The following is a 25,020-nucleotide window of genomic DNA, read 5'->3' on the forward strand; positions in this document are numbered from 1 at the left end:
CCGCGGCATCCTGACGCTGTGCTCCGAACGACCGTTGGCCATGCGGCGATTGATTGGCTTGAACTAACATAGGACAATTGCACGTTTTTGGCAGCAGCTCCGTTCTCGCAATACGAGGCATCATGGGTTTTATCGCACTGGGCATCAATCATCGGACCGCAGGGGTTGAGGTACGCGAGCGCGTGTCTTTCTCACCCGAGCAACTGCCCGATGCACTGCAACGTCTGCGTGCCGAGGCCGGTGCTGACGAGGTTGCCATTCTGTCGACCTGCAATCGCACCGAGCTCTATTGCGCTCAGGATCAGCTTGATGCCGAGCGGCTGGTCGAATGGGTTGCCCGCTTCCACGGTATGACCGCAGACGAGGTTCGCCGTTCCAGTTATTTGCATCAGGACGCTGGCGCGGTGAATCACATGATGCGCGTCGCCGCCGGGCTGGACTCGATGGTGCTGGGCGAGCCGCAGATTCTGGGGCAGATGAAGGATGCTTGGCAGACCGCGCGCACGGCCGGCACCTTGGGGCCGTATCTGGATAGGCTGTTTCAGAGCACGTTCAATATGGCCAAGCAGGTGCGCACCGATACCGCCATCGGCGAAAATCCGGTATCAGTCGCCTTTGCCGCAGTCAGTCTGGCCCGTCAGATCTTTGCCGACCTGCGCCGTAGTACGGCGTTACTGATTGGCGCTGGCGAGACCATCGCGCTGGTCGCCCGCCACCTGTTTGAGCAAGGCGTTGGCCGGATCATCGTTGCCAATCGCACCCTGCAGCGGGCCGAACTGCTTAGCGAGCCGCTGGGTGGGCAGGCCATCGTGTTGACCCAGATTCAGGACATTCTTGCCGAGTGCGATGTGGTGATCAGTTCTACCGCCAGCCCGCTGCCGATTCTCGGCAAGGGCGCGGTGGAACGGGCACTGAAACAGCGCCGGCACAAGCCGATGTTCATGGTCGACATCGCCGTACCGCGTGACATCGAGCCGGAAGTTGGCAGTCTGGCTGATGTCTACCTCTATACCGTCGATGACCTGCACGAGGTGATCGAGGAAAACCTGCGCTCGCGCCAGGGGGCTGCCGAGGCAGCGGAACGGCTGATCGAGCTGGGGACCGGCGAGTTCATGCAGCGTTTGCGTGCACTTGCAGCGGTGGATGTTGTCCGCAGCTATCGGCAGAAGGCCGAGCAGGCACGCGATCAGGAACTGCAGAAGGCGCTGGCCAAGCTGCAGCGCGGTGCTAATCCCGAGCAGGTGATGACTGAGATGGCGCGCATGCTGACCAACAAGTTGCTGCATGAACCCAGTGTGCAGCTCAAACAGATGACGGCGCAGGGGCGGGTAGAAGCGCTGGCGCTGGCGCAGGAACTCTTTGCCCTGGGCGACAACGCGCCGGGCAACAGCAATACCACGGTACAAGGCGACTCATGAAAGCATCCCTGTTGAACCGGCTGGACTCCCTTGGCGAACGTTTCGAGGAGCTGTCGGCGTTGCTCAGCGACGCCGAGGTCATCAGCGATCAGAATCGCTTCCGTAGCTACTCGAAGGAGTACGCCGAGCTGGAAGGCACGGTCAAGTGCTATGAGCAGTGGCGCCGGGTCCAGGGGGACATCGACGAGGCACGTAGCCTGTTGAAGGACAGCGATCCTGACCTGCGGGCCATGGCCGAAGAAGACCTGGAGAGCGGCTCTGCGCAGCTGGTCGAGCTGGAAGAGGAACTCAATCGCCTGCTGCTGCCGAAGGACCCCAACGATGATCGCAACGTATTCCTCGAAATCCGTGCCGGTACCGGCGGCGATGAGGCGGCGATTTTCTCCGGTGACCTGTTCCGCATGTACAGTCGCTACGCCGAACGTCAGGGCTGGCGCGTCGAGGTGCTGTCGGAAAACGCTGGCGAGCACGGCGGGTATAAAGAGGTGATCGCCCGGGTCGAAGGCCAGTCGGTCTACGCCAAACTCAAATTCGAGTCCGGCGCGCACCGCGTGCAGCGGGTACCGGAAACGGAATCCCAGGGCCGGATCCACACCTCTGCCTGTACCGTCGCGGTCCTGCCGGAAATGGACGAGCAGGCCGAGATCGAAATCAATCCAGCCGATCTGCGGGTCGATACTTACCGCGCCTCCGGTGCCGGTGGTCAGCACGTCAACAAGACCGACTCGGCCATTCGCCTGACCCACCTGCCAACTGGCATCGTGGTTGAGTGTCAGGATGAGCGTTCACAGCACAAGAACCGCGCTCGCGCAATGAGCCTGCTGCAGGCCAAGCTGGTCAACCAGCAGCGCGAGGCGCAGGAGAAGGAGCTGTCTGACACTCGCCGTTCGCTGGTGGGCTCCGGTGACCGCTCAGAGCGGATCCGCACCTATAACTTCCCGCAGGGCCGGGTGACCGATCACCGCATCAACCTGACGCTATACAGCCTGGACGAGGTGATCGCTGGCAACCTCGACAACGTCATCGAGCCGCTGCTACGCGAATATCAGGCCGATCAGTTGGCGGCGCTGGAGTCGGCATGACGCCGACCCTGGCCGAGTTGCTGGCCAGCGCCGAACTGCCGGACTCGGACACCGCTCGACTGGATGCCGAGCTGCTGCTCTGCCACGCCATCGGCAAACCCCGCACCTATCTGCGCACCTGGCCCGAGCGTCAGCCTGATGCCGAGCAAGTGCATCACTTCCAAGCGCTGCTGAGCCAGCGTCGCAGCGGCGTGCCGGTGGCCTATTTGCTCGGCGAACAGGGCTTCTGGAGTCTGCAGCTGGAAGTCAGCGAAGCGACGCTGATTCCGCGGCCGGATACTGAGCGGTTGGTTGAAGTGGCGCTGGAGCTGGGGCCTGCCGGACCCGCCGAGGTGCTGGACCTGGGCACAGGCACCGGGGCGATTGCGCTGGCGCTGGCGGTTGAGCGCCCGCAGTGGCAACTGACCGGAGTGGACCGGGTCACCGAGGCGGTCGCGTTGGCCCAGCACAACGCCGGGCGTCTGCAGGTCAGCAACGTCACTTTTCAGCGTAGCGACTGGTTTTCCGAACTGGCGGAGCAGCGTTTTAATCTGATTGTCTCCAACCCGCCCTATATTGCCGAGAGCGACCCTCATCTGCAGCAGGGCGATGTGCGCTTTGAGCCGGGCAGTGCGCTGGTCAGCGGCGTCGATGGGCTGGATGACATCCGTATGTTGGTGCAACAGGCACCGAGCCATCTGCATACAGAGGGCTGGCTACTGTTCGAACACGGTTGGCAGCAGGCCGATGTGGTTGCCCTGCTGCTGCGCGAGCAGGGCTTTGAGCAGGTACAGAGCTGGCGCGATCTTGGCGGCCAGCAGCGGGTAACCGGAGGACAATGGCGTGGATGACCAGCAACTGCTGCGCTACAGCCGGCAGATTCTGCTGCCGCAGATTGACATTGAAGGTCAGCAGCGGTTGCTGGACAGCCGGGTGCTGGTTGTTGGGGTAGGCGGGCTGGGCTCGCCGGTCGCGCTGTATCTCGCTGCTGCGGGTGTCGGCGAGCTGGTGTTGGCCGACTCTGACCAGGTCGACCTGACCAACCTGCAGCGCCAGATCATTCATCACGCAGCCGACATCGGTCGCGATAAGGTCGCCTCTGCAGCTGAACGGGTCACCGCGATCAACCAGCAGATCACTTGCCGCACACTGCCGGTCGCACTGGTGGGCGATGCTTTGCTGGCCGCAGTGGGCGAGGTCGATCTGGTGCTGGATTGTTCCGACAACTTCGCCACCCGCCACGCGGTGAATGCCGCCTGTGTGCAATTGGCCAAGCCGCTAGTATCTGGCGCTGCGATTCGGCTCGAAGGCCAGCTCAGTGTGTTTGATCCGCGCCGTGACGACAGTCCCTGCTATCAGTGCCTGTATGGTGATGGCGACGAGCAGGCGCTGAGTTGCAGTGAAGCGGGTGTAGTCGGCCCGCTGGTTGGGCTGGTCGGCAGTCTGCAGGCGCTGGAAGCGCTCAAGTTGCTGGCGGGGTTTGGCGAGCCGCTGGTTGGCCGCCTGCTGCTGATTGATGCGCTCGACAGCCGTTTCCGTGAACTACGGGTGCGCCGTGACCCGGGTTGCAGCTGCTGCGGACTTGCCGCATGAGTGCGCCTATCGGGGTGTTCGACTCCGGGGTGGGTGGGCTTTCGGTGCTGCGTGAGATTCGCCGGCTGCTGCCCGGGGAAGACTTGCTCTATGTGGCAGACAGCGGTCACGTCCCCTATGGCGAGAAACCACCGGAAGCCATTCGCGAGCGGAGCATGCGAATCGCCGAGTTTCTTATTGCGCAGGGTGCCAGGGCGCTGGTGCTGGCTTGTAATACGGCCACTGCGGCGGCCGTGAATGAACTGCGCAGCACTTTCGATATGCCGATCATCGGTATGGAGCCCGCGGTCAAGCCGGCGGCGGCGGTAACCCGTAACGGCAAGGTCGGTGTGCTGGCAACGACGGGGACGCTGCAGAGCGCCAAATTTGCCGCCTTGCTTGATCGGTTTGCGCGCGACGTGCAGGTGTTGACCCAGCCCTGTCCCGGGCTGGTGGAGTGTGTCGAGCGTGGCGATCTGCAGGGGCCGGAGGTGCGGGTTCTGCTGCAAACCTACCTGGCTCCGCTGATGCAGGCCGGCTGCGACACTGTGATTCTGGGATGCACGCACTATCCTTTCCTCAAGCCCCTGCTGCGTGAGCTGCTGCCGGAAGACATCCAACTGGTGGATACCGGTGAGGCCGTGGCCCGTCAGCTCCAGGCACGGCTGCTGGAGAGTTCGGTCGTGGCTGCGGGTGAGGGGCGGGAGCGTTTCTGGTCCAGTGCCGACCCGCAGCATATGGCGGCGGTGCTGCCGGTGCTTTGGGGCGCTCGGGGTGATGTGGACACGCTGCCGGTTTGATGCAATTTGCGAACTATCGGCTATATAACTGTCTATTTGACGGTGATTGTTGAACATATAAGGAAGAAGACGCCATGAGACGTTCAGGTTTGATCATCAGCACCGTGTTTGCGGCCATGACCCTTAGCCCGGCGGTGTATGCACTGGATGGAGTCACCGTGGAAGGCGGCGACAGCAGCGAGTCGACCAATGTGTGGCGCCTTGGGGTGCAGTTCGATTTTGGCCGTACCCTGTGGCAGAGCGATGGCGGTGGCGCCGTGCTGACTGGCTTCTGGGATGCCGGTTATACCCACTGGAGCGCGCTGGACGCTGACACCTTCAGCCTGGCACCTGTGTTCACCCTTAACTTTCCCGGTAATGGCGGAGTGACTCCGTTCCTGGAAGGCGGCATCGGGGCAGCAGTGTTCACCGAGACTGACCTGGCTGATCGGCGTGATCTGGGATCCAAATTCCAGTTTGAGGACCGCATTGGTGCGGGCCTGCGCTTTACCTCTGGTGCCGAGCTTGGTGTGCGCTGGTACCACTACTCCAACGCCGGTATCAAACAGCCTAACTCGGGCATCAACAAGTCGGCAGTTTACTTCCGTTACCCGCTTTGAGGGCTGCGGTCAGGCGTCCTGGCGACGTCTGGCCAGCAGCTGGGTCCGGTACTGCTCGCGGTACAGGTGGGCAAAGCCGTGCAGCAGCGGAAACATCACTGCCCAAATCGCCGCGAGCAGCAGCGCGCTATTGCTTTCACCTAGTGGCAGACCCACACCCGCCAGTTCTGCGCCGGCCAGATAACTCAATGGGCCGCCGATGGCGCCGAGCAACAATGCCCGCCATATTGGCTTGGCGCTCCACGCCAGGCAATGATTGAGGGTGGTGCCGAGCAAGGCCCACAGCAGTACCAGCCAGAGCGGAGCCAAACTGTCCTGGCCGACGAAGGTGAATACGCCCATTTGCAGCAGAAATGAGTCGAGCGCGGCGCCGGCCAGCATTACCGACACCACCAGCTTGCCCTCGGCAGCCCAACTGCTGATCCAGAAAAAATGCAGCAGCAGGGCTATCACCGGAATCACCAGCCAGTAGCTGTTGCCGCCCAGCACGCAAGCCACCCAGCTGAGCTGGAACATCAGGGCGTTGGCGATCAGTCGCCGGTCAGGCATATCAGTCTCCTAAGCGCAGAAGTGTTCTCCGGGGCGCGCGTCGGGCTTGCCAAGCAGAATCTGCGCCGTGCCGATGCCGCGTTCGCGGAAGCCCCCTTCGCAGTAGCAGAGGTAGAACTCCCAGAGCCGGAAAAACGCGTCATCATACCCGAGTTGCGCCAGCTCGCCACGATAGCGCTGCAGGTTGTGGTGCCAGTGGCGCAGAGTACGAGTGTAGTGCAGGCCGATGTCTTCCATGTGCAGCATCGCCAGGTCGGTATGCCGACGGGTCAATTCGCCGATCAGGCTGACCGATGGCAGTGAGCCGCCCGGGAAAATATAGCGCTGAATAAAGTCGACGCTGCGGCGAGCCTGCTCATAACGCTGGTCTCGTATGGTTATTGCCTGCAGGAGCATCAGCCCGTCGGATTTGAGCAGGGTGGCGCAGGCTTTGAAGTAGGCGGCGAAGTATTCGTGACCGACCGCTTCGATCATTTCGATTGAGACCAGCTTGTCGAACTGGCCTTCCAGCTCGCGGTAGTCCTTGAGCAGCAGGGTGATGCGGTCTTGCAGTCCGGCGGCGTGGATGCGTTCTTCGGCGTGGTGGTACTGTTCTTGCGATAGTGTGGTGGTGGTGACACGGCAGCCAAAGTTCTCTGCTGCGTAGATCGCCATGCTGCCCCAGCCGGTGCCGATCTCCAGTAGATGGTCGTCCGGCCCAAGTTCCAGCTTGCGACAGATGCGTTCCAGCTTGTTTAGCTGGGCCTGATGCAAGTCGTCGCTGCCGGGCGGGAAAATCGCTGCCGAATACATCATGGTCTCGTCCAGCAAGCGCGAGAACAGTTCGTTGCCGAGGTCATAGTGGGCGCTGATGTTGCGCCGGGATCCCTTGAGGCTGTTGCGGTTGAGCCGATGCAGCCATTTCAGTGCGGGCTGGCCGAGCCGGGCAAGGCCGGTTTCCATTGCATCAAGCACGTCCAGGTTGCGTACAAACAGGCGCGTCACCGCCGTCGGGTCGGGGCTACTCCAGTAGCCGTTGAAGTAGGCCTCGCCTGAGCCAACGCTGCCGTTGCAGGCGATCTGCACCCAGGCAGCCGGGTCGTGCAGACGAATCTCTGCGTGCAGGCCGTCGCTGTCGGGCTGACCAAAGACCAGGTCCTCATCGTCGGTTTGCAGGTGCAGGGTGCCGCGCTGAATCGCATTCAATTGGCGCAACACGGCCTTACGGCATAGTCGTTGGAGCCAGCCGCCGCGCTCGCGGTAGTCACTGTTGCAGGTCAGTTCAGGTCTGCTCGGTTTCATCTCGGGACTCCTTGACGGGGCGCAGTGGATGCGCTGCCACCGATTGCCGTGCGGGCGAATGGTCGAACAGCGGGATGCGTTTGATCAGTAGGCGCAGCGCCTGCCAGTAGATGCCGGTCAGAGTGCGCAGCACCATAAATGGAAACGAGAGTGCTTCGCGGCGCAGCAAGCGGGCGCTCAGCGGCTTGCGCTGCAGGCTGAGACTGGCATCGAACAGGCGCTGGTCGCCTTGCTGATGCGCGATATGGACTTGTACGCGTTCGCCGGGACGGCTGAAACGCATGTGATAGTCGGCCTGCAGCGGCAGGAACGGGGAAACATGGAAGCGTTTATGCAGGGTGAAGTTCTGCTGTTGTTCGTTTGGGTTGGCTTCCAGCACGTAGCAGAAGTGTTCACCCCAGGGGGTGTTGGTCACTTCGCAGATGATGCCGCGCAGTGCTCCGTGGCGATCGTAGCAATAGAAAAAGGACGCCGGATTGAACAGCATGCCGAAGCTGCGGATTTGGGTCAGCAGTTGCACCGCACCGTCGATCTCAAGTTGCAATTGTTCCCTGACCAGGCGCTGGGCACAGGCCTTTAATGACTCCTCGGGCTGGCGTTCTGCGCGCAGGTAATCGGTTTCGCGAAAGCGCATGGGAGACCACCAACGGCCGGACCAGAGTTGGCTGAGTCCGAACACCTGTTGCTGCTCGTCCAGGTCGAGCAGTAGCAGGCTGCTGCGGTAGCGGAACTGATGAACGCGCGGCTGGTGCCTGCGATGCTGCAGCAAGCCGCTGTATAGCGCGCTGTTGAGCGTCATTAGAGAGCTTCCCCAAAGTGCGAGGCGACCCGCAATGCGCTGACCACGCCGTCCTCATGAAAGCCATTGGCCCACCAGGCTCCGCAGAAGAAGGTGTGCCGCTTGCCCAGCAGGTTTTTCCATTGTTGCTGGGCGTTGCTGGCAGCCAGGCTGAACTGGGGGTGGGCGTAACTGAAGCGGCCGAGAATCTGCGCCGGGTCGATCTGGTCAGTTTGATTCAGGCTGACACAGAACGTGCGCGATGCATTGATGCCCTGCAGGATATTCATATTGTAGGTCAGGGCCGCCGGTTGCTCCGGATCGCCTCCGAGACGGTAGTTCCAGCTCGCCCAGGCCAGTCGGCGCCGTGGCAGCAGGCGGGTGTCGGTGTGCAGCACCACGTCGTTGTCGGCGTAGCGGATGGCGCCAAGGATTGCCTGTTCTTCATCACTCGGTTGTTCCAGTAGTGGCAGTGCCTGATCGCTATGACAGGCCATCACGACCCGGTCGAAGCGTTCCTCTCCCTGGCGGCTGAGTACGGTTACACCGATGTCGTCGCGGCGAATGCGTTGCACTGGGCAGTTGAGTCGGATGCGGTCGGCGTAGGGCGCGGTCAGGGCTGGCACGTAGCTGCGCGAGCCACCCGTGATGACACGCCACTGTGGTCGCTCGTTGACGGACAGCAAACCGTGATTGCTGAAGAAACGGATGAAAAACGCCAATGGGAAGTCGAGCATATCGCGCAGCGACATCGACCAGATTGCCGAACCCATGGGCACGATGTAGTGGTCAATGAAGCGCCGACTGTAACGCCGCTGGCGTAGATAGTCGCCCAGGGTCAGCTGTCCTCCGAGCTCGCCGGCCTCCAGCTCTGCGATCGTCTCACGGTTGAAGCGCAGGATGTCGGCCAGCATGCGCAGAAACCCGGGAGACAGCAGGTTGCTGCGTTGAGCAAACAGAGTGTTGAGGTTGTTGCCGTTGTACTCCAGACCGCTGCGCGGATCACAGACGGAAAAGCTCATCTCGGTTGGTTGCGACGGCACGCCAAGCCGCCCCAACAGCCGAATGAAGTTGGGGTAGGTCCAGTCGTTGAAGACGATGAAGCCGGTATCAATGGCATGGTGCTGCCGGTCTACCTCAACATCGACGGTGTGCGTGTGGCCGCCGATGCGGTCGTCTGCCTCGAATAGTGTCACCTCGTGACGCCGGGACAGCAGATAAGCGGCGACCAGACCGGAAATGCCGCTACCGACAATCGCGATACGCATCAGTGGGTCTCCTGTTGCCGGGCGGCTTCTCGTCGCCGCCGGGTGAGTGCGACACGAAGCCAGCCAGGCAGTGCCGCCAGTAGCCGCAGCACAAAGATGAAGCGGCCGGGAAAACGTATTTCTCGCTGTCCCCGCTCCAGGCCAATCAGAATGCGTTGTGCGGCCTTTTTGCTGGTGAGCTGCATGGGCATGGGGAAGTCATTGCTCGCCGTCATTGGGGTCTCGACAAAGCCGGGACTGACCAGCGTGGTGGCGATGCCCTCATCAGCCAAGTCCAGCTCCAGCGACTGCATCAGGTAGCGAAGCGCTGCCTTGGATGCGCCGTAGGCCTCGGCACGGGGCAGGGGCAGGTAGGTGACGCTGCTGCCAACGGCTACCAGCCGCGGTTGCTCGCCATGGCGCAGCAGCGGCAGGGCTGCTTCGATGCAGTTAGCTGTTGCCAGCACGTTCACCTGCATCACGCGCTCGACCAGGCTGGCGGAGAAGGCTGGCAGCTCCATGTATTCGCAGGCACCGGCGTTGAGGATGGCCCAGTCCAGTCCGCCCCAGATGGCCTCAATGCGCTCCGCCGCCTCCTGTACCGCATGGCGGTCGGTGAGGTCCGCGGTGATCACCAGTACCTGACCGGGGTAACGGCTCGCCAGTGCCAGCAGCGGGTCTCGGCGTCTTGCGGTCAAGGCCAGGCGATGACCTTCGGCCGCCAGCAGTTCAGCCAGCGCCAAGCCAATACCGCTGGATGCGCCGGTCAGCCAGATTCTGCGTTGCAGGTTCATTTCAGTCGCCTCTTGAGCCAGCGGATCAGGTTGCCGAGCACCGGGACGTGTTCGTATAACAGCGTACCGGCGTCGTAGTGATCAATATGGCGGTACGCCTTGCCCTCGCGGAACCAAACCTGACTGACGCCTGGAACCTGGATGTCCTGGCCGCCGGCCAGCCTGGGGTGCCGATAGGTCATGGTCCAGCAGAGTAGTGCCTGTTCATGATCAATCGGACTGAGCTGGGTAAACTCGAAGCGCAGCGCGAGCACGTTCTCGTAGAGGTTGGCGCAGTAACTGTGGAGCGCGGCCAGGCCAAATACATCGTGCATCGGGTCGCTGAAGTGGACTTCCGGATGGTAGATCTGGTCCAGCAAGTGCAGATTGTTGCGATCAATGGCGGCAAACTGCCGAGCAAACTCTTCGATGCTGCTACGTTCAATCATGCTGGTTCTCCTGCGCTGCGGAAGGCGTCAATAGCGCGTTGGCGGCTGCTGCGCAGATCCACGATGGGGGCGGGGTAGTTGCCACCGGAGAACAGGTCGCCTGTTGGGGGGAGATGAATCTGCCGGGCCGGAAGGTGCGCCAGCTCCGGGACCCAGCGCCGGATGAAACTGCCGTCCGGATCGAATTTCTCGGACTGGCTGACCGGGTTGAACACGCGGAAGTAGGGGGCTGCATCGGTGCCGGTCGAGGCGCTCCACTGCCAGCCGCCGTTGTTGGCCGCCAGATCACCATCGATCAAGTGTTGCATGAACCAGCGTTCGCCCTCGCGCCAGTCGATCAGCAGGTTTTTGGTCAGGAACATGGCGCTGACCATACGCAGTCGGTTGTGCATCCAGCCGGTGTTGAGCAGTTGACGCATGGCGGCGTCTACCAGTGGAATGCCGGTTTGTCCCTGCTGCCATGCGGCAAGCCCTTCAGGATCGTTGCGCCACTGAACAGCTTCGGTCTCGGGGCGGAAGGCGCGATGGCGGGAAACCCGCGGATAGCAGACCAGAATGTGCTTGTAAAACTCACGCCAGAGCAGTTCATTGATCCAGCTGACCGCGCCGGGATTGCCGCCATCGAACTCGCCTTGGTTCATCCGCAGCGCCGCGTGCAGGCACTGGCGGGGGGACAATACGCCGGCAGCCAGATAGGCTGACAGCCGGCTGGTCGCATCAAGACCAGGCCTATCCCGGTCGTCGGCATAGTCTGCCAGCAACTGGTTGCTGAAGCGTTGCAGGCGCTCGGACGCGGCGGCTTCTCCGGCGGGCCATAGTTGTTGCAGTTCCGGTGTGGGGGGAGCGAAGCCGTCGAAATGGTCTGGAATGGAGCTGCTGGCGCGTGCCAGCGGCTCTTGGCTGTTCGGTGGTGGCAGCTCCGCAGGCAGGTGCTGGTGCAGGCGATGGTAGGCTTGACGGCGAAACTGGCTGTACACCTTGTACATGGTGCCGCTCTGGGTCGTCAGGCTGCCGGGCGCAAACAACAGCTGGTCGGTGTAGCGCTGACAGGAGATGCCTGCGTCGGAGAAGGCCCGGCTGACCGCATCGTCACGCTGTTGCTCATGCAACCCGTACTCGTCGTTGAAGTGTAGGCCGCTGGCGCCTAGGTCTCGAGCCAGTTCTAGCAGGCGGGAAGGGCACTCGTTCCAGTGGTCGGCGTGCAGCAACTGCAGTGGAATATTGCGGTGGTTCAGGGTGGCGGCCAGCTCGATCAGATTACGTCTCCAGAAATCGACCTTGATCGCAGCGTCGTCGTGCGCGTGCCAGTCATTCGGCGTGACGATAAACACGGCGACCACCGGGCCGCGCTGGCGCGCATGCCAGAGGGCGTGGTTATCGGCGGTGCGCAGATCGGCACGGAGCCAGCACAGTTGCACGTTGTTACTCAAATCTCTCTCTCCTGTAGTGGATCGGTCGCCCGGTCCACCGGTTGTTGGTGGCGCTATATCGCGTTACGCAGGCTCAGCTCTGGCGGATGCGGCTGCAGGTAGGCCTGTTGCAGCAGATAGGGATCTGGATGGCGGAGCAGGTGGTGCTGGAGCAGGGTGATGGGTACCACCAGCGGCACGACGCCGCTGCGGTAGCGGCTGATCAGTTGCTGCAGCTCGGCTTTTTCCGGTGGGTTCAGGACGCGCTTGAAATGGCCGGCAACGTGTTGCAAGACGTTGCTGTGGCCGCGTCGGCTGGCCGGACGGCGCAGGGCGGTCATCAGTTCACTGAAATACGCTGCAGCGGTCTCTCGCAAGGCGTCGCCTCTCCCCGGATTGGCCAGCAACTGCCCCATGCGGCGGTAGCTGGGTGCCTGATGGGCCATTAGCAGGTACTTGTGGCGGGCATGAAACGCCAGCAGGCGGCTCGCACTGAGCCCGTCATTCACCAACTGTTGCCAGTCAGCGTAGACAATTACTCGGGTAACGAAGTTTTCACGCAGTACGGGGTCGTGCAGGCGACCCTCTTCCTCGACCGGCAACAGCGGGTTGTGCTGCATCAAGCGGGCAGCAAATACCCCCTGTCCGGTGGCAGGGGCTGGGTGGCCATTGTGGTCGTATACCTTGACCCGCTCCATGCCGCAGCTCGGAGACTTTTGCATGAAGATGAAGCCACAGAGATCCTGGCTGCGCTCATTGACTTCGTCGGCATAGGACTGCAGGGCCTCAGTCACATCCAGCTGATTGTCTTTGGTGCCGATGGCTCGCGGAGCTACCGGGTCTCCAGCTAGGCGAATGGCCTTGCGGGGTGTGCCCAGACCAATGGCTACCTCGGGACAGACCGGACGCAGATCAAATAGGGTACCTAACTGCTCGGTACACAGACGAGAGTGTTTGTGACCGGCGTTGAATCGCACAGGGTCGCCGACCAGGCACTGACTGATGCCGACCGGAATGCGCGCGGTGGAAGCGATATGCATGGCTTTCTCCTGTACAACTTGGTTTGTGTTGTACAAGGATAAGCGTGATTTCGGTATTTTTGTACAAGTTTATTTGCCGTCCGTCAGAGTGTTCACTTCGACGAACGGCTTGGTCTGAGCTCAGAGCTGGCCCAGTACCGCCTGAGCTGCTTGCTGGCCGCTCAACCAGGCGCCTTCCAGGCGGCCTCCGAGGCACCAGTCGCCACAGGCATACAGGCCTATATCCGGCGCAGCGAGCGCGCCCCAGTCGCTGGTTTGGGCCGGGCGCGCATACAGCCAGCGGTGGGCCTGCAACAGCCGGGTTGCGGGAAGCGCTGTTTGCAAGGCCTTGCCCAGAGCCTGCAGCAGCAACTCAGCTACTTCGGCAGCGGGCGTATCCAGATGCGCTGCAGCCCATTCCGGGGTGGACTGCAATACCCAGTTACAGTTCTCTGCGCGACCGGGTTTACTGTGGTTGGCGCAAATCCAGTCCAGTGGTCCGCTGCGCACAAAAGCGGCGTCTATGGTTGTGGCAACCGGCTCGCTGAAACTGATTGATACCGCCCAGCCCGGCTCCATGGCGGCCTGTTCGGCTGCGCGGGCCAGCTGCGGCGCTGCGGCTAGCAGTGGGATTGCCTGTGGCGCAGGGGTGGCGACGACGACCTGAGTGAATGGGCCATACTGGTTGCCGTCGCTGTCAGCCATTATCCATTCCTGATCGTGCCGGTCGATCTGCGTAATGCGCACCGACCCGTGCAGCGTCAAGCCGCCCAGCAGGCCGCGGCTCAGCGCCGTCATGCGTGGACTACCGACATAACGGTGCTGCTCGTCTTCGGAGGGATGGATACCGTGCTCGTCAATCCGGCACAGCCGGGGTTGCCACCGCGCCACCCAGCCTTGCTCACGCCAGGACTCGAGTTCTGAGCGGAATGCATTGTGGCGCGCCGTGAAGTACTGGGTGCCGATGTCGAACTCGCCGTACTCGGTCCGCTTGCTGCTCATACGGCCGCCGGTGCCGCGGCTCTTGTCGAACAGTTCAACGGTAACGCCGGCTTCGTGCAGCTGGCGGGCGGCGCTGATGCCGGCCATGCCGGCGCCAATTATGGCTACGCTGGAGGGTAGGGACATGGTTGATCCTGATGATGGCTTCTGGGGCGAATGATAGGCAAAGGTGTGCAAAAGGCTGTACAAGTTTTTTTAGTTGTATAGCATTGGGGCTTCGTTGACGACAGTGATCTGTATTTTTCGCACTGTCGGCTGTGTTCAGTGGCATGCGCCTGGCCGCGTTGTTGCGCAGGTTGGTTCGTATGCGGCCGGGAGGTCTGAGATGAGAATATTACTGACTGGGGCGACCGGGGTGATTGGTCAGCCGCTGTGTCGCCAGTTACTGGAGGCCGGACACGAGCTGACGGTCTGGAGCCGGCGACCAGCGCAGGTGCCAGCGTTGTGCGGTGACGCAGTGCGTGGCGTTTCCAGTCTGGACCAACTGAACGACGAGACGATTGATGCGGTTATCAACCTTGCCGGCGCACCGGTTGCCGACAGGCACTGGACAGCGGCGCGGAAAGAGTTGCTGTGGGATAGCCGAGTCACGCTTACCGAGGAGCTGGTCCACTGGCTTGGTCGCAGGAAACAGCGTCCGCAGGTGTTGGTCAGTGCGTCGGCAATCGGCTGGTATGGCGATGGTGGCGAGCAACTGCTGACTGAGGCAAGCCCTGGACGGGTAGAATATACCCACACGCTGTGTGATGCCTGGGAGCAAGCGGCCAAGCGGGCGGCATCCTACGGCATGCGGGTGTGCATTCTGCGCATCGGTCTGGTGCTATCGCCGAACGGTGGTTTTTTGCAGCGCATGCGGCTGCCGTTCAAGTTGGGGCTGGGAGGGCGGTTAGGTTCCGGGCGCCAGTATATGTCCTGGATCCATCATCGAGATATCGAGGCGATGTTGCAGTGGTTGGTGGAGTCAGCAGACTGCCATGGCGTGTATAACGGTACTTCGCCTAACCCGGTTAGCAATCGCGAATTTACTGCTGCTTTGGCGCATGCGTTGAAGCGGCCTGCCTTTTTGCCTGTGCCAAGCGGGGTTTTGAAGCTGGCACTGGGGGAAATGTCTCGCTTGCTGCTGGTCGGACAGCGGGTAGCACCGGTGCGAGCCCAGGAAGCCGGTTTCTGTTTTCGTTTTCGTCATCTGGAGACCGCCTTGGCGGATGTTCTGCAGAAGGCGGAGTGATCTTGTTCTGTTTGCTGGAGTGAATTGATGTCTGATCGTGGGGTACTGCTGGTTAATCTGGGTTCGCCCAGCAGCACGCAAGTGGCTGATGTGAAACGTTATCTGAACCAGTTCCTGATGGATCCCTATGTTGTCGATCTACCCTGGCTCGCCCGGCGGCTGCTGGTCAGCCTGATTCTGGCGACGCGACCCAAGGCTTCGGCCCACGCTTACGCATCAATCTGGTGGGATGAGGGGTCCCCTCTGGTCGTTATTAGCCGGCGGGTCCAGCGGGCCTTGCAACAGCAGCTTGATATGCCTGTTGAGCTGGCGATGCGCTACGGTGAGCCTTCCATTGAGCAGGGGCTGCTGGCGTTGGCGAAACAGCCTGGCGTGCGCGAGGTTCTTTTCATGCCTCAGTACCCGCAGCATGCGGACAGCACGATTACCACTTCGGTGGAAGAGGCGCGGCGGGTGATCGCTAAGCATCAGTTGGGCATCAAACTGAATGTGGTACCGGCATTTTACAATCGACCTGACTACATCGCTGCGCTGACGCAGTCGGTGCAGCCTTACCTGGAACAGGGCTTTGATCACCTGCTGCTGAGCTATCACGGTCTACCTGAGCGTCATCTGCGCAAGGCTGACCCGACCGGGTCGCATTGTCTGGCCAGTGGCGATTGTTGCGAGCAGGCATCTGCTGCGACCGCTACTTGCTACCGGGCACATTGCAGTCACGTCAGCCGGGAGCTGACCGCGGCGCTGGGGTTGCGGGCAGAACAATGGTCGCAGGCCTTTCAGTCCAGATTGGGACGTGACAAGTGGATTGAGCCCTATACCGAGGCGCGCATCGATGAGTTGGCGGCGCAAGGCGTCAAGCGGTTATTGGTGGCCTGTCCGGCATTCGTTGCAGACTGCATCGAGACACTGGAAGAGATTGGCGACCGCGCCCGTGAGCAGTTCATTGCGGCGGGTGGCGAAGAGCTGGTGCTGATTCCTTGCCTGAACGATCAGCCGCAGTGGATCGACGTGCTGGCCAACTGGGCGCGCGAGACGCCCTCGGCGGCTTGAGCTGAGTGATAATGAAGCGCGTTAGCCGCGCTTCAGCCACTGCGACAGTGCCAGGTGCAGGCCCAGCCCAATCAGAACGCCCCCCATCAGGCGGTCAAACCAGTGACCCAGGCGGTTGAATGCGCGCCTTACTGCATCTCGACTAAACAGCATCGCGACCAGAGAGAACCAGGCGCCCGTCGCGAAGGCCAGGTAGACGCCATAGCCTGCTTGCACCGGTAGCGGGGTGTCGTGGCTGATAACGACCGTGAACAGTGACAGAAAGAACAGTGTCGCCTTTGGGTTCAGACCGTTGGTGATAAAACCCTGAATGAACGCCTGGCGGGCGGATAGCTGGCTGGCGGTTGTCAGCGGTTGGTCCGCAGATACTGGCTGGGCCCGCAGCGCGCGAACGCCAATGTAGATCAGGTAGGCGGCGGCCAGCAGCTTCATCAGATTGAACAGCCAGACTGACTGCGACACAATCAAGCCAATGCCCAGCAGTGAATAGGCAACGTGCACGAAGATACCGGTACCGACCCCTACAGCCGTATACAGGCCAACGCGGTGACCTCCGCTGACGCTATTGCGAATCACCACAGCAAAGTCCGGACCGGGACTGATCACCGCTAGCAGGTGCACCAGTGCAACCAGCAGAAACTCATTCAAATACATGTACATTCTCCTCTGGGTGGCCGATTTTAACCGCTTGAGGCGTCTTCAGACAGGTACAGACCAGCATGCAGCACTCTCTTTCTACGGTATTTCTTGATCGCGCGACGCTGGATCTGGGCGACCTCGATCTGCGCGCATTGGAAGCGGCCTGCGCTTCGTTGACCAGCTATCCAGGTACCACGCCCGAGCAGGCCCTCGAGCGGCTCGCCGGGCAGCAGGTGGCGATCACCAACAAGGTGGTGATTGATCGGGCCATGATGCAGGCCAATCCGCAGTTGAAACTGATCTTGATCGCGGCCACCGGCACCAACAACGTCGACCTGCAGGCGGCGCGCGAGCTGGGGGTCGTTGTCTGCAACTGTCAGGCCTATGGCACACCGGCGGTGGCCCAGCATACGTTGATGCTGATGCTGGTTTTAATCACCCGCTTTGAATCCTATCGCCAGGCGGTACGCGATGGAGCCTGGCAACGTAGCAGTCAGTTCTGTTTGCTCGACTATCCGATTGGCGAGCTGTCGGGTCGTACCCTGGGCATTCTCGGCTATGGTGAGTTGGGGCAGGCGGTTGGCAGGTTGGCCGAAGCGTTTGGCATGCGGGTTCTGGTCGGCGCCTTGCCCGGTCGTGAGCAGGCTGGACGCCCTGCGTTGGCCGAGCTGTTGCCGCAGATCGATGTACTCAGCCTGCACTGCCCGCTGACCGAGCAAACCCGAGACTTGATCGGTGCCCAGCAGTTGGCACTGATGAAGGCGGGCAGCCTGCTGATCAATACTGGGCGCGGTGGTCTGGTCAACGAAACAGCCCTTGCGGCGGCGTTGCGTAGCGGCCATCTGGGGGGCGCTGCCTGCGATGTGCTGAGCGCAGAGCCACCAGCTGAGGGCAACCCTTTGCTCGATGACTCCTTGCCCAATCTGGTCATCACTCCGCATAGCGCCTGGGGGAGTCGAGAGGCGCGTCAGCGCATCGTCGGTCAACTGGAGGCCAACCTGTGCAGTTTCATCGCCGGTGCTCCCCAGCGTCAGGTCAACTGCTGACTGAGTGTTATCGCCATCACATCATGGTCGCGACGCCCACCCGTTCGGGTGAAGTCGCATAGGCCGTGCCGACCTAAGCTGGTGAACGTCAACGGATGACGTTCGCCGCGCCCCAACGGGGCTGGCGAATCCGCCAAATGGATTTGGCACAAGGATTCCGCCGTCATGGCATTGCCCTTTCGCACTGTGTCCGCGCGGCCGCAGTGCGGTTTTTCTCTTATTGAAGTGCTGGTTGCGTTGCTGCTGGTTGCCCTTGGCGTATTGGGTGCTGCGGCCTTGCAGCTCAACGCCCTGCGTTTTACTCAGGACAGTGCATATCGCGTCCAGGCCGGTTTGCTTGCAACCGACCTGTTGGAGCGAATGCGTGCCAACCCCAGTCAAATAGCGTCCTACGCTGGCTCAGTCGCTGGTGACTGCGTCGCTGCACCCTCCGACTCCCTCTCCGTGCTGGCGCAGGATCAGGCCGATTTTGCCGTCGCTGTAACCTGCCATCTGCCAGACGGGCGCGCTCAGGTGAGCGTTGAAGACGGGCGAGTGCGAGTGCAGCTTAACTGGTCGCAGGCGCGCGTGGACGATAGCGCTGAGGACGAGCTCGTGGTCTCGGTGCGGTTGGGACGTGGCGCGTGAGGGCGCCACTTCGTGGCTTCGGCCTGGTCGAGCTGATGGTCGCCATGCTTCTGGGGCTGACGCTGGTGCTGGCGCTGCTGCAGTACTTAGGCGGTAGTCGGGACGCCTGGTTGCTGCAACAGCTGAGCGCGCGACAGCAGGAAGATGCCCGTTATCTGTTGGGGCGGCTGGCACGTGATATCCGCGCCGCCGGCAGTTATGGCTGTCTGGACCTACAGCGGCTGTTACCGCAGGGCTTGCCGGCAGATCTGGCCCAGCCGGTGCGTTTTGATCAGGGGGTATTGACGTTGATTACCGGCCTGCCGGTGCAGGTGGCGGTTGAGGAGCCTCAGCCGATGCGCGCGGCTGACTTCGGTGCGCGCTGGCTACTGGCGGGCGATTGTCAGCAGCGGGTGGGGCTCGCCGACGAGCAGGCGCTTTCGGTCATGCCGGGGGACTGGTTACTGCCGTTGCGTCTGGTTGAGTACCGCCAGCAGGATGACCGTGTCCAGGTCAGGCTCAATGGGAATGGCAACTTCGAGACGCTGATTGAGGGAGTGACTCGCTTCGAGCCACGTTTTGCGCTGGCCGCCGACGCATCGGCGGCGGGCGTATCTGGTCGCTATCAGCCGGGTCTCGACGAAGCTGAACAGGAGCGCCTGCGCAGCGTGCGGATAGCGCTGGAGCTTAGTGACCGGTCCGCGGATACCGGCCGCGAGCGCATGCGAACGCTAGTCTTTCGGCAGGTGACACAGGTGCGCAACCGGCCAGACTGGGGGAGCGATGAATAACCAGCAATCTGGCAGCATCCTGCCGGTGACGCTCATTGGTCTGCTGGTGGTGACGATTGGCGCGCTTGCGGCAAGTAGCTCGGCACGTCTGCAGCAGCAACAGGCGACGAATCTGCTGCTGGCGACGCGCTGTTTTCAGGCCGCAGAAAGCGTGTTGCGCACGCTTGAAGGGGAATTGGCGTCGGGCGAGCTGGTGGTCCCCGATGAACCATGCCTTGGCTCCCGGTGCGCGGCGTGGGCAGCGTCGAATGCAGCGCAGGATGGTTTCGGCTGGCACCGACGACAGTCAATGGGGGAGGTGGAGCTTTGGTATCGCGTCGACTGGCTAGGGCGCAGCCCTGCGCCGGCGCAACTCGCCGCGAGTGGCGAGAGTCGGCTCTACCGAGTGCAGATAGAGGCGCGGCTGGGGCGCAGTCGCCAGCTGCTGGAGGCTACTTATGCCTATACGCTGCACTAACTCGCGGTATCTCGTCGCCAGCTTCGGCTTGCTGCTTAGCGCGTCGGCAGCCGGGTTTGAACCGCTGAGCAGTGGTTATGCGACGCAGGCATCTGTGCCAGCCAATGTCGTGATTCTGCTCGACAGCTCAAGCAGCATGGCGATGACCCCGGTGGGTGATCTGAGTCGCCTGCAGGTCGCCCGCGAGGCCATCCGGCGATTGCTCTATCGGCAACGCAATACTCGCTTTGGGCTGTTCAGCTTCAATCCGTCGCGTGGGTACGGCGCTGCGCGGGAGACTGCGGGTGGTCGGTTGCTGGTCGACGTTGCCGGAATTGCACCGGGTGTGGCCGGAGAGCTGCATCTGCAACGACTTGAGCAGGCGCTGGATCAGTTGGCACCGGATACAGGCACTAATCCTGATCGCTACACCTGGACCCCGTTGGCTGAAACCCATTACGAGATTAGCCGCTATCTGCGTGGTATGGACTCGTTCTACAACCCGGGGACGCCAACTTACCCTAGTCCCCTGCAATGGCGCTGTCAGCCCAGCGCAGTGCTGGTGGTGACCGACGGCCTACCGACCTACGACAGCCAGTTTCCTTCCTCGGTAGAGCAGGAGCCTGCATTGCAGCAGTACCCGTTTGAACTGCCCGATTGGGATCAGGACGCGAGTAATGACGTGAGCGGCGAAGATATGCAGCAACCGGGTAGCACCTTTTATCTCGACGATATGGCCGGCTTTGCCGGCGCGCTGGATCTGCGCACCGGCGGTTTGGATGCGGCTGGCGTGAGCTGGGATGAGGCCCCCTTCGCTTATCAGCAGGTGCGTACTCACGTGCTTGGCTTTGGTGTTGACGACGCACGGTTGCAGGCGGCTGCGCGCGCTGGCGGCGGGCTCTATCGCACGGTCGACGATGCCGAGCAGCTCGACGCAGCGCTGACACGTATGGTGAATCAGTTGGAGCCGTCGCGTCTGGTGCTCGACAGGCGCCTTGATGGGCTGCAGCTCACCGGTAACGAAGCGGCGTTGATGCGCGTTTATCAGCATCCGCAGGACGGCAGTGGGGAAGTGCAGCTCTGGGGCATCAATGACACCGGTGAGCCAACCCAGATGCGCTGGACCAGCGATCAGGCGTTTGCCCCGGGGGCTCCCCGTGGCCCAATGCAAACCTGGCGGTTGGCCGATACCTCGGCTGGCGCGGGGCCTCTGGCCCTTGATATGAATACCCTTGCGCAGTTGAGCACAGAGCAACAGCTGGCGCTACAGCGCGCTGCGGCCGTCTTGCTGCCGGGTCAGCATGACGGCGGCTCGCAGTTGCTGGACTGGCTGCGTGGAGATTCTGTTGCAGGCTTGCGCACGCGCGAGCGTTTGCTGGGAGATCTGGGGCGTTTCGGACCGCGCGTGCTGCCAGCCGGAGCGGCGCTGGCCGAGCAGAACAGCGAAACCTATGAGCGCTATCGGCGCGAGCGCGCTCAGCTCGGTGACCTGATGCTGCTTGGCAGTAACGACGGTTTTTTCCATGTGGTCGGTGCGGGGGGCAAGCGACACTTCAGCTATCTGCCCGGCAGCCTGCTAGCTACGGTACTAGAGCGGGCGGCCTTGAATTATGTGTCTGGTCTCGCGCATCGAGCGGGCGTGGATGGGCGTATTGCTCTGGCGGACCTGGCGCAGGGCGGCCAGTGGCGAACACTCGCTGCGACAGGTCTTGGTGCCGGCGGTCGCGGGCTGCTCATGCTGCGACTGTATGGCCAGGCTGTGGGCGAGGCCGCGCCGGGGGTACTCTGGGAGCATAGTGCCAGTGAGCCTGGCTGGGCTGCCTTGGGCCACATCTATGCCGAACCACGGCTCCTTGAGCAGGATGGTCGTAGCCTGCTGCTGACTGGCAATGGTTACGGCAGCGCGAGTGGGCAGGCTGCTCTGCTGGTTGTTGATGCCATCAGCGGGGATATGGTGCTGCAACTGGATCTGCCGGCCCGGCAAGACCTGAAAAGGGGGAACGGCTTGTCTGCGCTGACTCTGGAGCGGGATGCCTCCGGGCGGGTGGTTGCAGCCTATGCCGGGGACTTGCATGGCCAGCTATGGCAATTTGACCTGTCGGCAGAGGACCCGCTGCAGTGGCGGCTGGCAAATGATGGGGCCCCTCTATTCAGGGCCGAGCCGGGACAGCCGCTGACGGCAGCTCCCGTTCTGCACTATAGCGCTGCGGCTCGGGCGGACTTGTTATTGTTCGGCAGCGGGCGACTATTGGCGCAAGGTGATCCGACCAGTACCGCAGTACAAGCATTCTACGCGGTGCGTAACCGGCTGCTCGAGCCTGGCCAGACGCTCACTCCCCGTGACCTGCAAGCGCAACGGGTGCTGCCGAGCCCCTATTCGAGCAGCCGTCAGGTGACCGAGCTACGGGTGGACTGGCGTCGGCAAGCAGGCTGGTTTCTGCCGCTACCGGCAGGGGCTCGTTCTTCGGAGCGGGTGGTTGAACCAGCGCTGGTACAGGGTGGGAGAGTGGTTTTCACATCGCTGGCACCGCTGGCTGAGGAAAGCGATCCGTGCCTTCCGACGGTGCGTGGTTGGCTGATGATGCTGACGTTGGACGACGGTGTCATGCCACCCGCAGCGACACTGGATAGCGACGGTGACTGGCAGTTGGATAGTGACGACTCCCGTGTTGCGGGTATTGCTCTGGACGTTGGGCTGCCAGCGGAGCTGAGGCTGGCGCCGGGTGTGGCGGAACATGCGGAACAGCCTTTGAGCTGCGAAGGGGAGCGCTATCAGGTTGCAGGCAGTACTGGCTCGGCTGAGCTGCTGGCGAAAGGTCGCTGCCAGTTGGTGCGTATCCACTGGCGGCAGTTGCAATGAGCTGCGTGAGGGGCTTTTCCCTGATTGAACTGCTGATCGCACTGGTGATTGCCAGCCTGCTTGCGAGCCTTGCCTACCCGTCATATCTGGCGCATGTGCGCAAGGCGCAGCGCGTGGAGGTCAGTGGTTTGCTGTTGGAGAATGCACAGCGTCTGGAACGCCATTATGCGCTTGCTGGGCGTTATGATCAGGGCGTGGTTGGCAACCTGCATCAGCAGAGTCCGGCTCAGGGGAGGGCGGTCTATCAGTTGGCTGTGCAACGGCAGTCGCAGCAGTTTGTACTGACGGCAAAGGCTTTGGTTGGCAGTGCGATGGAGGGGGACGTCTGTGCGTTCTACAGCCTGAATCAGCTTGGCCAGAGGACGCCAGCAGACGAGCGCTGCTGGCGTCGCTGAGCGGGTCTCAGTGAGCAGCCGGTGCTGCTTCCTGACCGTTGGGCAGGATCAGGTTGAGCAGGATGGCAACGACTCCGCAGAGACTGATGCCCTGCAGGCTGAAGCTGTCATTACCAATAACCATGCCGCCGATACCGAATACCAGCGTCACCGATACGATGCACAGGTTGCGGGCCTGGGCCAGGTCTACCTGATGGCGCACCAGCGTGTTGAGACCGACGACCGCGATGGAACCGAACAGCAGGCAAAGAATGCCGCCCATGACCGGTACCGGCATGCCCAACAGAATGGCGCCAAACTTGTCGATGAAGGCCAGGATGATGGCAAACACGGCGGCCCAGATCATGACGTTGGGGTTGAAGTTGCGAGTCAGCATGACCGCACCGGTGACTTCGGAGTAGGTGGTGTTCGGCGGGCCGCCGAAGAAGGCTGCTGCCGAGGTGGCAATACCGTCGCCCAGCAGGGTGTTCTGCAAGCCGGGCTTTTCCAGATAGTTCTTGCCGGTTACACCACCGATGGCCAGTACGTCACCGATATGCTCAATAGCGGGTGCAATCGCGACCGGGATCATGAACAGGATTGCTGCCAGCTGGAACTCCGGGGTAACGAATTCGGGCATGGCCAGCCAGGGTGCCTGCGCCACCTGGGTGAAATCGACGATGCCAAGCAGCCAGGACAGGGTGTAGCCAACCAGTACGCCAGCCAGAATCGGCACCAGGCGGAAGATGCCCTTGGCAAACACGGCAACCACGATGGTGGTAACCAGCGAGGCGCCGGCGATCAGAATGGCGGTGTTGTACTCGACCAACTGGGCGCTGCCATCACCCGCTTTGCCCATCGCCATGTTAACGGCAACCGAGGCCAGTCCCAGGCCGATGACCATAATTACCGGACCAACCACCACTGGCGGCAGCAGGCGCTGAATGAAGCCGGGGCCCCGCAGGCGGATCAGCAGACTGAGCAGGATGTATACCACACCAGCTGCGACTAGGCCGCCGAGGGTGGCGGGCAGCCCCCAGGTCTGGTTGCTGTACATGATTGGCGCGATGAAGGCGAAGCTGGAGGCCAGGAAGATCGGGATCTGCCGGCGGGTGGTGAACTGGAACAGCAGGGTGCCGATACCGGCGGTGAACAGCGCAACGCTTGGGTTCATGCCGGTGATCAGCGGCATCAGCACCAGCGCACCGAAGGCCACAAACAGCATTTGCGAGCCAGCCAGCGCAGTCCGCCAGCCGTGGGTGTGAACGCCTCCCATTACTCGATATCCTTCTGCTTGGTACCAAAGATCTTGTCGCCGGCGTCGCCCAGACCAGGAATGATGTAGCCGTGCTCATTCAGACGTTGATCGACTGATGCGGTATAGATCTGCACGTCGGGGTGGGCGTCGTTGACGCGCTGGATACCCTCGGGGGCAGCGACCAGCACCAGTGCGCGGATGTCTCGGGCACCCGCCTTTTTCAGCATGTCGATGGTGGCAACCATGGAGCCGCCAGTTGCCAGCATTGGATCGATGATCAGCGCCATGCGCTGATTGAGTTCACCGACCAGTTTTTCCAGATAGGTGTCGGCTTCCAGAGTCTCTTCGTTGCGGGCCAGGCCAATGACGCTGACCTTGGCGCTGGGCACCAGGCTGAGCACACCGTCGAGCATGCCGAGGCCGGCACGCAGGATCGGTACCACGGTGACCTTCTTGCCGCTCAGCTTTTCAACGTCCACATCGCCGCACCAGCCTTGGATGGTGTGGGTTTCGACCGCCATGTCCTGGGTTGCCTCATACGTCAGCAGCGCGGCGACTTCCTGCGCGAGCTCACGGAAATTCTTGGTACTGATATCGCTGCGGCGCATCAGCCCCAGTTTGTGTCGAATCAATGGATGGCGGATTTCTTTGACGTTCATGCTGGAACTTCTCTCTTGCGTGGAAGGGCGCCGCAATTATGGCACAGCCCAGACGTTGACAGCAGGGGCTCGTCTGTCGGAAAAGCTCCTCTATACTTGTGCTTTCGCGACGACAT

26 protein-coding genes are annotated in these 25,020 nt (G+C 61.9%); 14 read left to right on the forward strand and 12 right to left on the reverse strand.

The window, feature by feature from the left end; all coding sequences use genetic code 11:
• Window positions 1-122 precede the first annotated feature (122 nt).
• The 6 genes from hemA (at window position 123) to ACKPCU_RS05915 (ending at window position 5,450) form a co-directional block, all read left to right on the forward strand.
• On the forward strand, window positions 123-1,418 hold the full coding sequence (gene hemA, locus ACKPCU_RS05890) for a glutamyl-tRNA reductase (protein WP_321350630.1): 1,296 nt from the start codon (window positions 123-125) through the stop codon (window positions 1,416-1,418).
• Complete coding sequence (gene prfA, locus ACKPCU_RS05895; RefSeq protein ID WP_104738981.1) at window positions 1,415-2,500, forward strand: peptide chain release factor 1; 1,086 nt, start codon at window positions 1,415-1,417, stop codon at window positions 2,498-2,500. Before hemA ends, prfA begins: the two co-directional genes overlap by 4 nt.
• On the forward strand, window positions 2,497-3,330 hold the full coding sequence (gene prmC, locus ACKPCU_RS05900) for a peptide chain release factor N(5)-glutamine methyltransferase (RefSeq protein ID WP_321350633.1): 834 nt from the start codon (window positions 2,497-2,499) through the stop codon (window positions 3,328-3,330). Before prfA ends, prmC begins: the two co-directional genes overlap by 4 nt.
• Window positions 3,323-4,072, forward strand: coding sequence for a molybdopterin-synthase adenylyltransferase MoeB (gene moeB / locus ACKPCU_RS05905; protein WP_321350635.1), 750 nt, complete (start codon window positions 3,323-3,325; stop codon window positions 4,070-4,072). The genes prmC and moeB overlap by 8 nt, the downstream gene beginning before the upstream one ends.
• Window positions 4,069-4,851, forward strand: a complete 783-nt coding sequence (murI, locus tag ACKPCU_RS05910) for a glutamate racemase (protein ID WP_321350637.1) — start codon at window positions 4,069-4,071, stop codon at window positions 4,849-4,851. Before moeB ends, murI begins: the two co-directional genes overlap by 4 nt.
• Before the next feature lie 74 nt (window positions 4,852-4,925).
• Window positions 4,926-5,450, forward strand: a complete 525-nt coding sequence (locus ACKPCU_RS05915; protein WP_104738985.1) for an acyloxyacyl hydrolase — start codon at window positions 4,926-4,928, stop codon at window positions 5,448-5,450.
• Between the two features lie 9 nt (window positions 5,451-5,459).
• Here ACKPCU_RS05915 and ACKPCU_RS05920 read toward each other — a convergent pair whose 3' ends face one another.
• From ACKPCU_RS05920 to ACKPCU_RS05960, 9 genes are all read right to left on the reverse strand, one after another.
• Window positions 5,460-5,999 carry a DUF2878 domain-containing protein gene (locus ACKPCU_RS05920; protein WP_321350639.1) on the reverse strand — a complete coding sequence of 180 codons (540 nt, stop codon included), beginning with the start codon at window positions 5,997-5,999 and terminating at the stop codon, window positions 5,460-5,462.
• Between the two features lie 9 nt (window positions 6,000-6,008).
• Window positions 6,009-7,280 (reverse strand): cyclopropane-fatty-acyl-phospholipid synthase family protein, encoded by a 1,272-nt coding sequence (locus ACKPCU_RS05925; protein ID WP_321350641.1) that lies wholly within the window; start codon window positions 7,278-7,280, stop codon window positions 6,009-6,011.
• Window positions 7,261-8,079 (reverse strand): DUF1365 domain-containing protein, encoded by an 819-nt coding sequence (locus tag ACKPCU_RS05930; protein ID WP_321350643.1) that lies wholly within the window; start codon window positions 8,077-8,079, stop codon window positions 7,261-7,263. Before ACKPCU_RS05930 ends, ACKPCU_RS05925 begins: the two co-directional genes overlap by 20 nt.
• Complete coding sequence (locus ACKPCU_RS05935; RefSeq protein ID WP_321350645.1) at window positions 8,079-9,326, reverse strand: NAD(P)/FAD-dependent oxidoreductase; 1,248 nt, start codon at window positions 9,324-9,326, stop codon at window positions 8,079-8,081. Before ACKPCU_RS05935 ends, ACKPCU_RS05930 begins: the two co-directional genes overlap by 1 nt.
• The gene (locus tag ACKPCU_RS05940; RefSeq protein WP_321350646.1) at window positions 9,326-10,099 is read right to left on the reverse strand and encodes an SDR family NAD(P)-dependent oxidoreductase; all 774 of its coding nucleotides are present in this window, start codon (window positions 10,097-10,099) and stop codon (window positions 9,326-9,328) included. The genes ACKPCU_RS05935 and ACKPCU_RS05940 overlap by 1 nt, the downstream gene beginning before the upstream one ends.
• On the reverse strand, window positions 10,096-10,527 hold the full coding sequence (locus tag ACKPCU_RS05945; protein ID WP_321350649.1) for a nuclear transport factor 2 family protein: 432 nt from the start codon (window positions 10,525-10,527) through the stop codon (window positions 10,096-10,098). The genes ACKPCU_RS05940 and ACKPCU_RS05945 overlap by 4 nt, the downstream gene beginning before the upstream one ends.
• On the reverse strand, window positions 10,524-11,945 hold the full coding sequence (phrB, locus tag ACKPCU_RS05950; RefSeq protein WP_321351751.1) for a deoxyribodipyrimidine photo-lyase: 1,422 nt from the start codon (window positions 11,943-11,945) through the stop codon (window positions 10,524-10,526). The genes ACKPCU_RS05945 and phrB overlap by 4 nt, the downstream gene beginning before the upstream one ends.
• A 65-nt stretch (window positions 11,946-12,010) precedes the next feature.
• The gene (locus tag ACKPCU_RS05955; protein WP_321350651.1) at window positions 12,011-12,976 is read right to left on the reverse strand and encodes a YbgA family protein; all 966 of its coding nucleotides are present in this window, start codon (window positions 12,974-12,976) and stop codon (window positions 12,011-12,013) included.
• A gap of 120 nt (window positions 12,977-13,096) precedes the next feature.
• Window positions 13,097-14,083: an NAD(P)/FAD-dependent oxidoreductase gene (locus ACKPCU_RS05960; protein WP_321350653.1), complete on the reverse strand. Its 987-nt coding sequence runs from the start codon at window positions 14,081-14,083 to the stop codon at window positions 13,097-13,099.
• A 199-nt stretch (window positions 14,084-14,282) separates the two neighbouring features.
• Between ACKPCU_RS05960 and ACKPCU_RS05965 the strand changes: the two genes are divergently transcribed.
• The gene (locus ACKPCU_RS05965; RefSeq protein WP_104738994.1) at window positions 14,283-15,185 is read left to right on the forward strand and encodes a TIGR01777 family oxidoreductase; all 903 of its coding nucleotides are present in this window, start codon (window positions 14,283-14,285) and stop codon (window positions 15,183-15,185) included.
• A gap of 27 nt (window positions 15,186-15,212) precedes the next feature.
• A complete protein-coding gene (gene hemH, locus ACKPCU_RS05970) occupies window positions 15,213-16,235 on the forward strand; it encodes a ferrochelatase (RefSeq protein WP_321350656.1) in 1,023 nt (340 codons plus the stop codon).
• A gap of 21 nt (window positions 16,236-16,256) precedes the next feature.
• Here the strand turns inward: hemH and ACKPCU_RS05975 are convergent, their stop codons facing one another.
• Window positions 16,257-16,889, reverse strand: coding sequence for a LysE family transporter (locus ACKPCU_RS05975; RefSeq protein WP_321350658.1), 633 nt, complete (start codon window positions 16,887-16,889; stop codon window positions 16,257-16,259).
• Window positions 16,890-16,954: 65 nt separating this feature from the next.
• Here ACKPCU_RS05975 and ACKPCU_RS05980 point away from each other — a divergent pair, with 65 nt between their 5' ends.
• The 6 genes from ACKPCU_RS05980 (at window position 16,955) to ACKPCU_RS06005 (ending at window position 23,008) form a co-directional block, all read left to right on the forward strand.
• The gene (locus tag ACKPCU_RS05980) at window positions 16,955-17,920 is read left to right on the forward strand and encodes a 2-hydroxyacid dehydrogenase (protein ID WP_321350660.1); all 966 of its coding nucleotides are present in this window, start codon (window positions 16,955-16,957) and stop codon (window positions 17,918-17,920) included.
• A 165-nt stretch (window positions 17,921-18,085) separates the two neighbouring features.
• A complete protein-coding gene (gene pilV, locus ACKPCU_RS05985) occupies window positions 18,086-18,547 on the forward strand; it encodes a type IV pilus modification protein PilV (protein ID WP_321350663.1) in 462 nt (153 codons plus the stop codon).
• The gene (locus tag ACKPCU_RS05990; RefSeq protein ID WP_104738999.1) at window positions 18,544-19,317 is read left to right on the forward strand and encodes a PilW family protein; all 774 of its coding nucleotides are present in this window, start codon (window positions 18,544-18,546) and stop codon (window positions 19,315-19,317) included. Before pilV ends, ACKPCU_RS05990 begins: the two co-directional genes overlap by 4 nt.
• Window positions 19,310-19,774, forward strand: a complete 465-nt coding sequence (locus ACKPCU_RS05995; RefSeq protein ID WP_321350665.1) for a pilus assembly PilX family protein — start codon at window positions 19,310-19,312, stop codon at window positions 19,772-19,774. Before ACKPCU_RS05990 ends, ACKPCU_RS05995 begins: the two co-directional genes overlap by 8 nt.
• Window positions 19,755-22,613 (forward strand): PilC/PilY family type IV pilus protein, encoded by a 2,859-nt coding sequence (locus tag ACKPCU_RS06000; RefSeq protein WP_321350667.1) that lies wholly within the window; start codon window positions 19,755-19,757, stop codon window positions 22,611-22,613. The genes ACKPCU_RS05995 and ACKPCU_RS06000 overlap by 20 nt, the downstream gene beginning before the upstream one ends.
• The gene (locus tag ACKPCU_RS06005) at window positions 22,610-23,008 is read left to right on the forward strand and encodes a type IV pilin protein (RefSeq protein WP_321350669.1); all 399 of its coding nucleotides are present in this window, start codon (window positions 22,610-22,612) and stop codon (window positions 23,006-23,008) included. Before ACKPCU_RS06000 ends, ACKPCU_RS06005 begins: the two co-directional genes overlap by 4 nt.
• 7 nt (window positions 23,009-23,015) lie before the next feature.
• Here ACKPCU_RS06005 and ACKPCU_RS06010 read toward each other — a convergent pair whose 3' ends face one another.
• Window positions 23,016-24,263, reverse strand: coding sequence for a uracil-xanthine permease family protein (locus tag ACKPCU_RS06010; RefSeq protein ID WP_321350671.1), 1,248 nt, complete (start codon window positions 24,261-24,263; stop codon window positions 23,016-23,018).
• Window positions 24,263-24,904, reverse strand: coding sequence for a uracil phosphoribosyltransferase (gene upp / locus ACKPCU_RS06015; protein ID WP_104739004.1), 642 nt, complete (start codon window positions 24,902-24,904; stop codon window positions 24,263-24,265). The genes ACKPCU_RS06010 and upp overlap by 1 nt, the downstream gene beginning before the upstream one ends.
• Between the last annotated feature and the right edge of the window lie 116 nt (window positions 24,905-25,020).

It is taken from the genome of Halopseudomonas oceani (genome assembly GCF_963677335.1).
In the GTDB taxonomy this organism is placed as follows: Bacteria; Pseudomonadota; Gammaproteobacteria; order Pseudomonadales; family Pseudomonadaceae; genus Halopseudomonas; species Halopseudomonas oceani.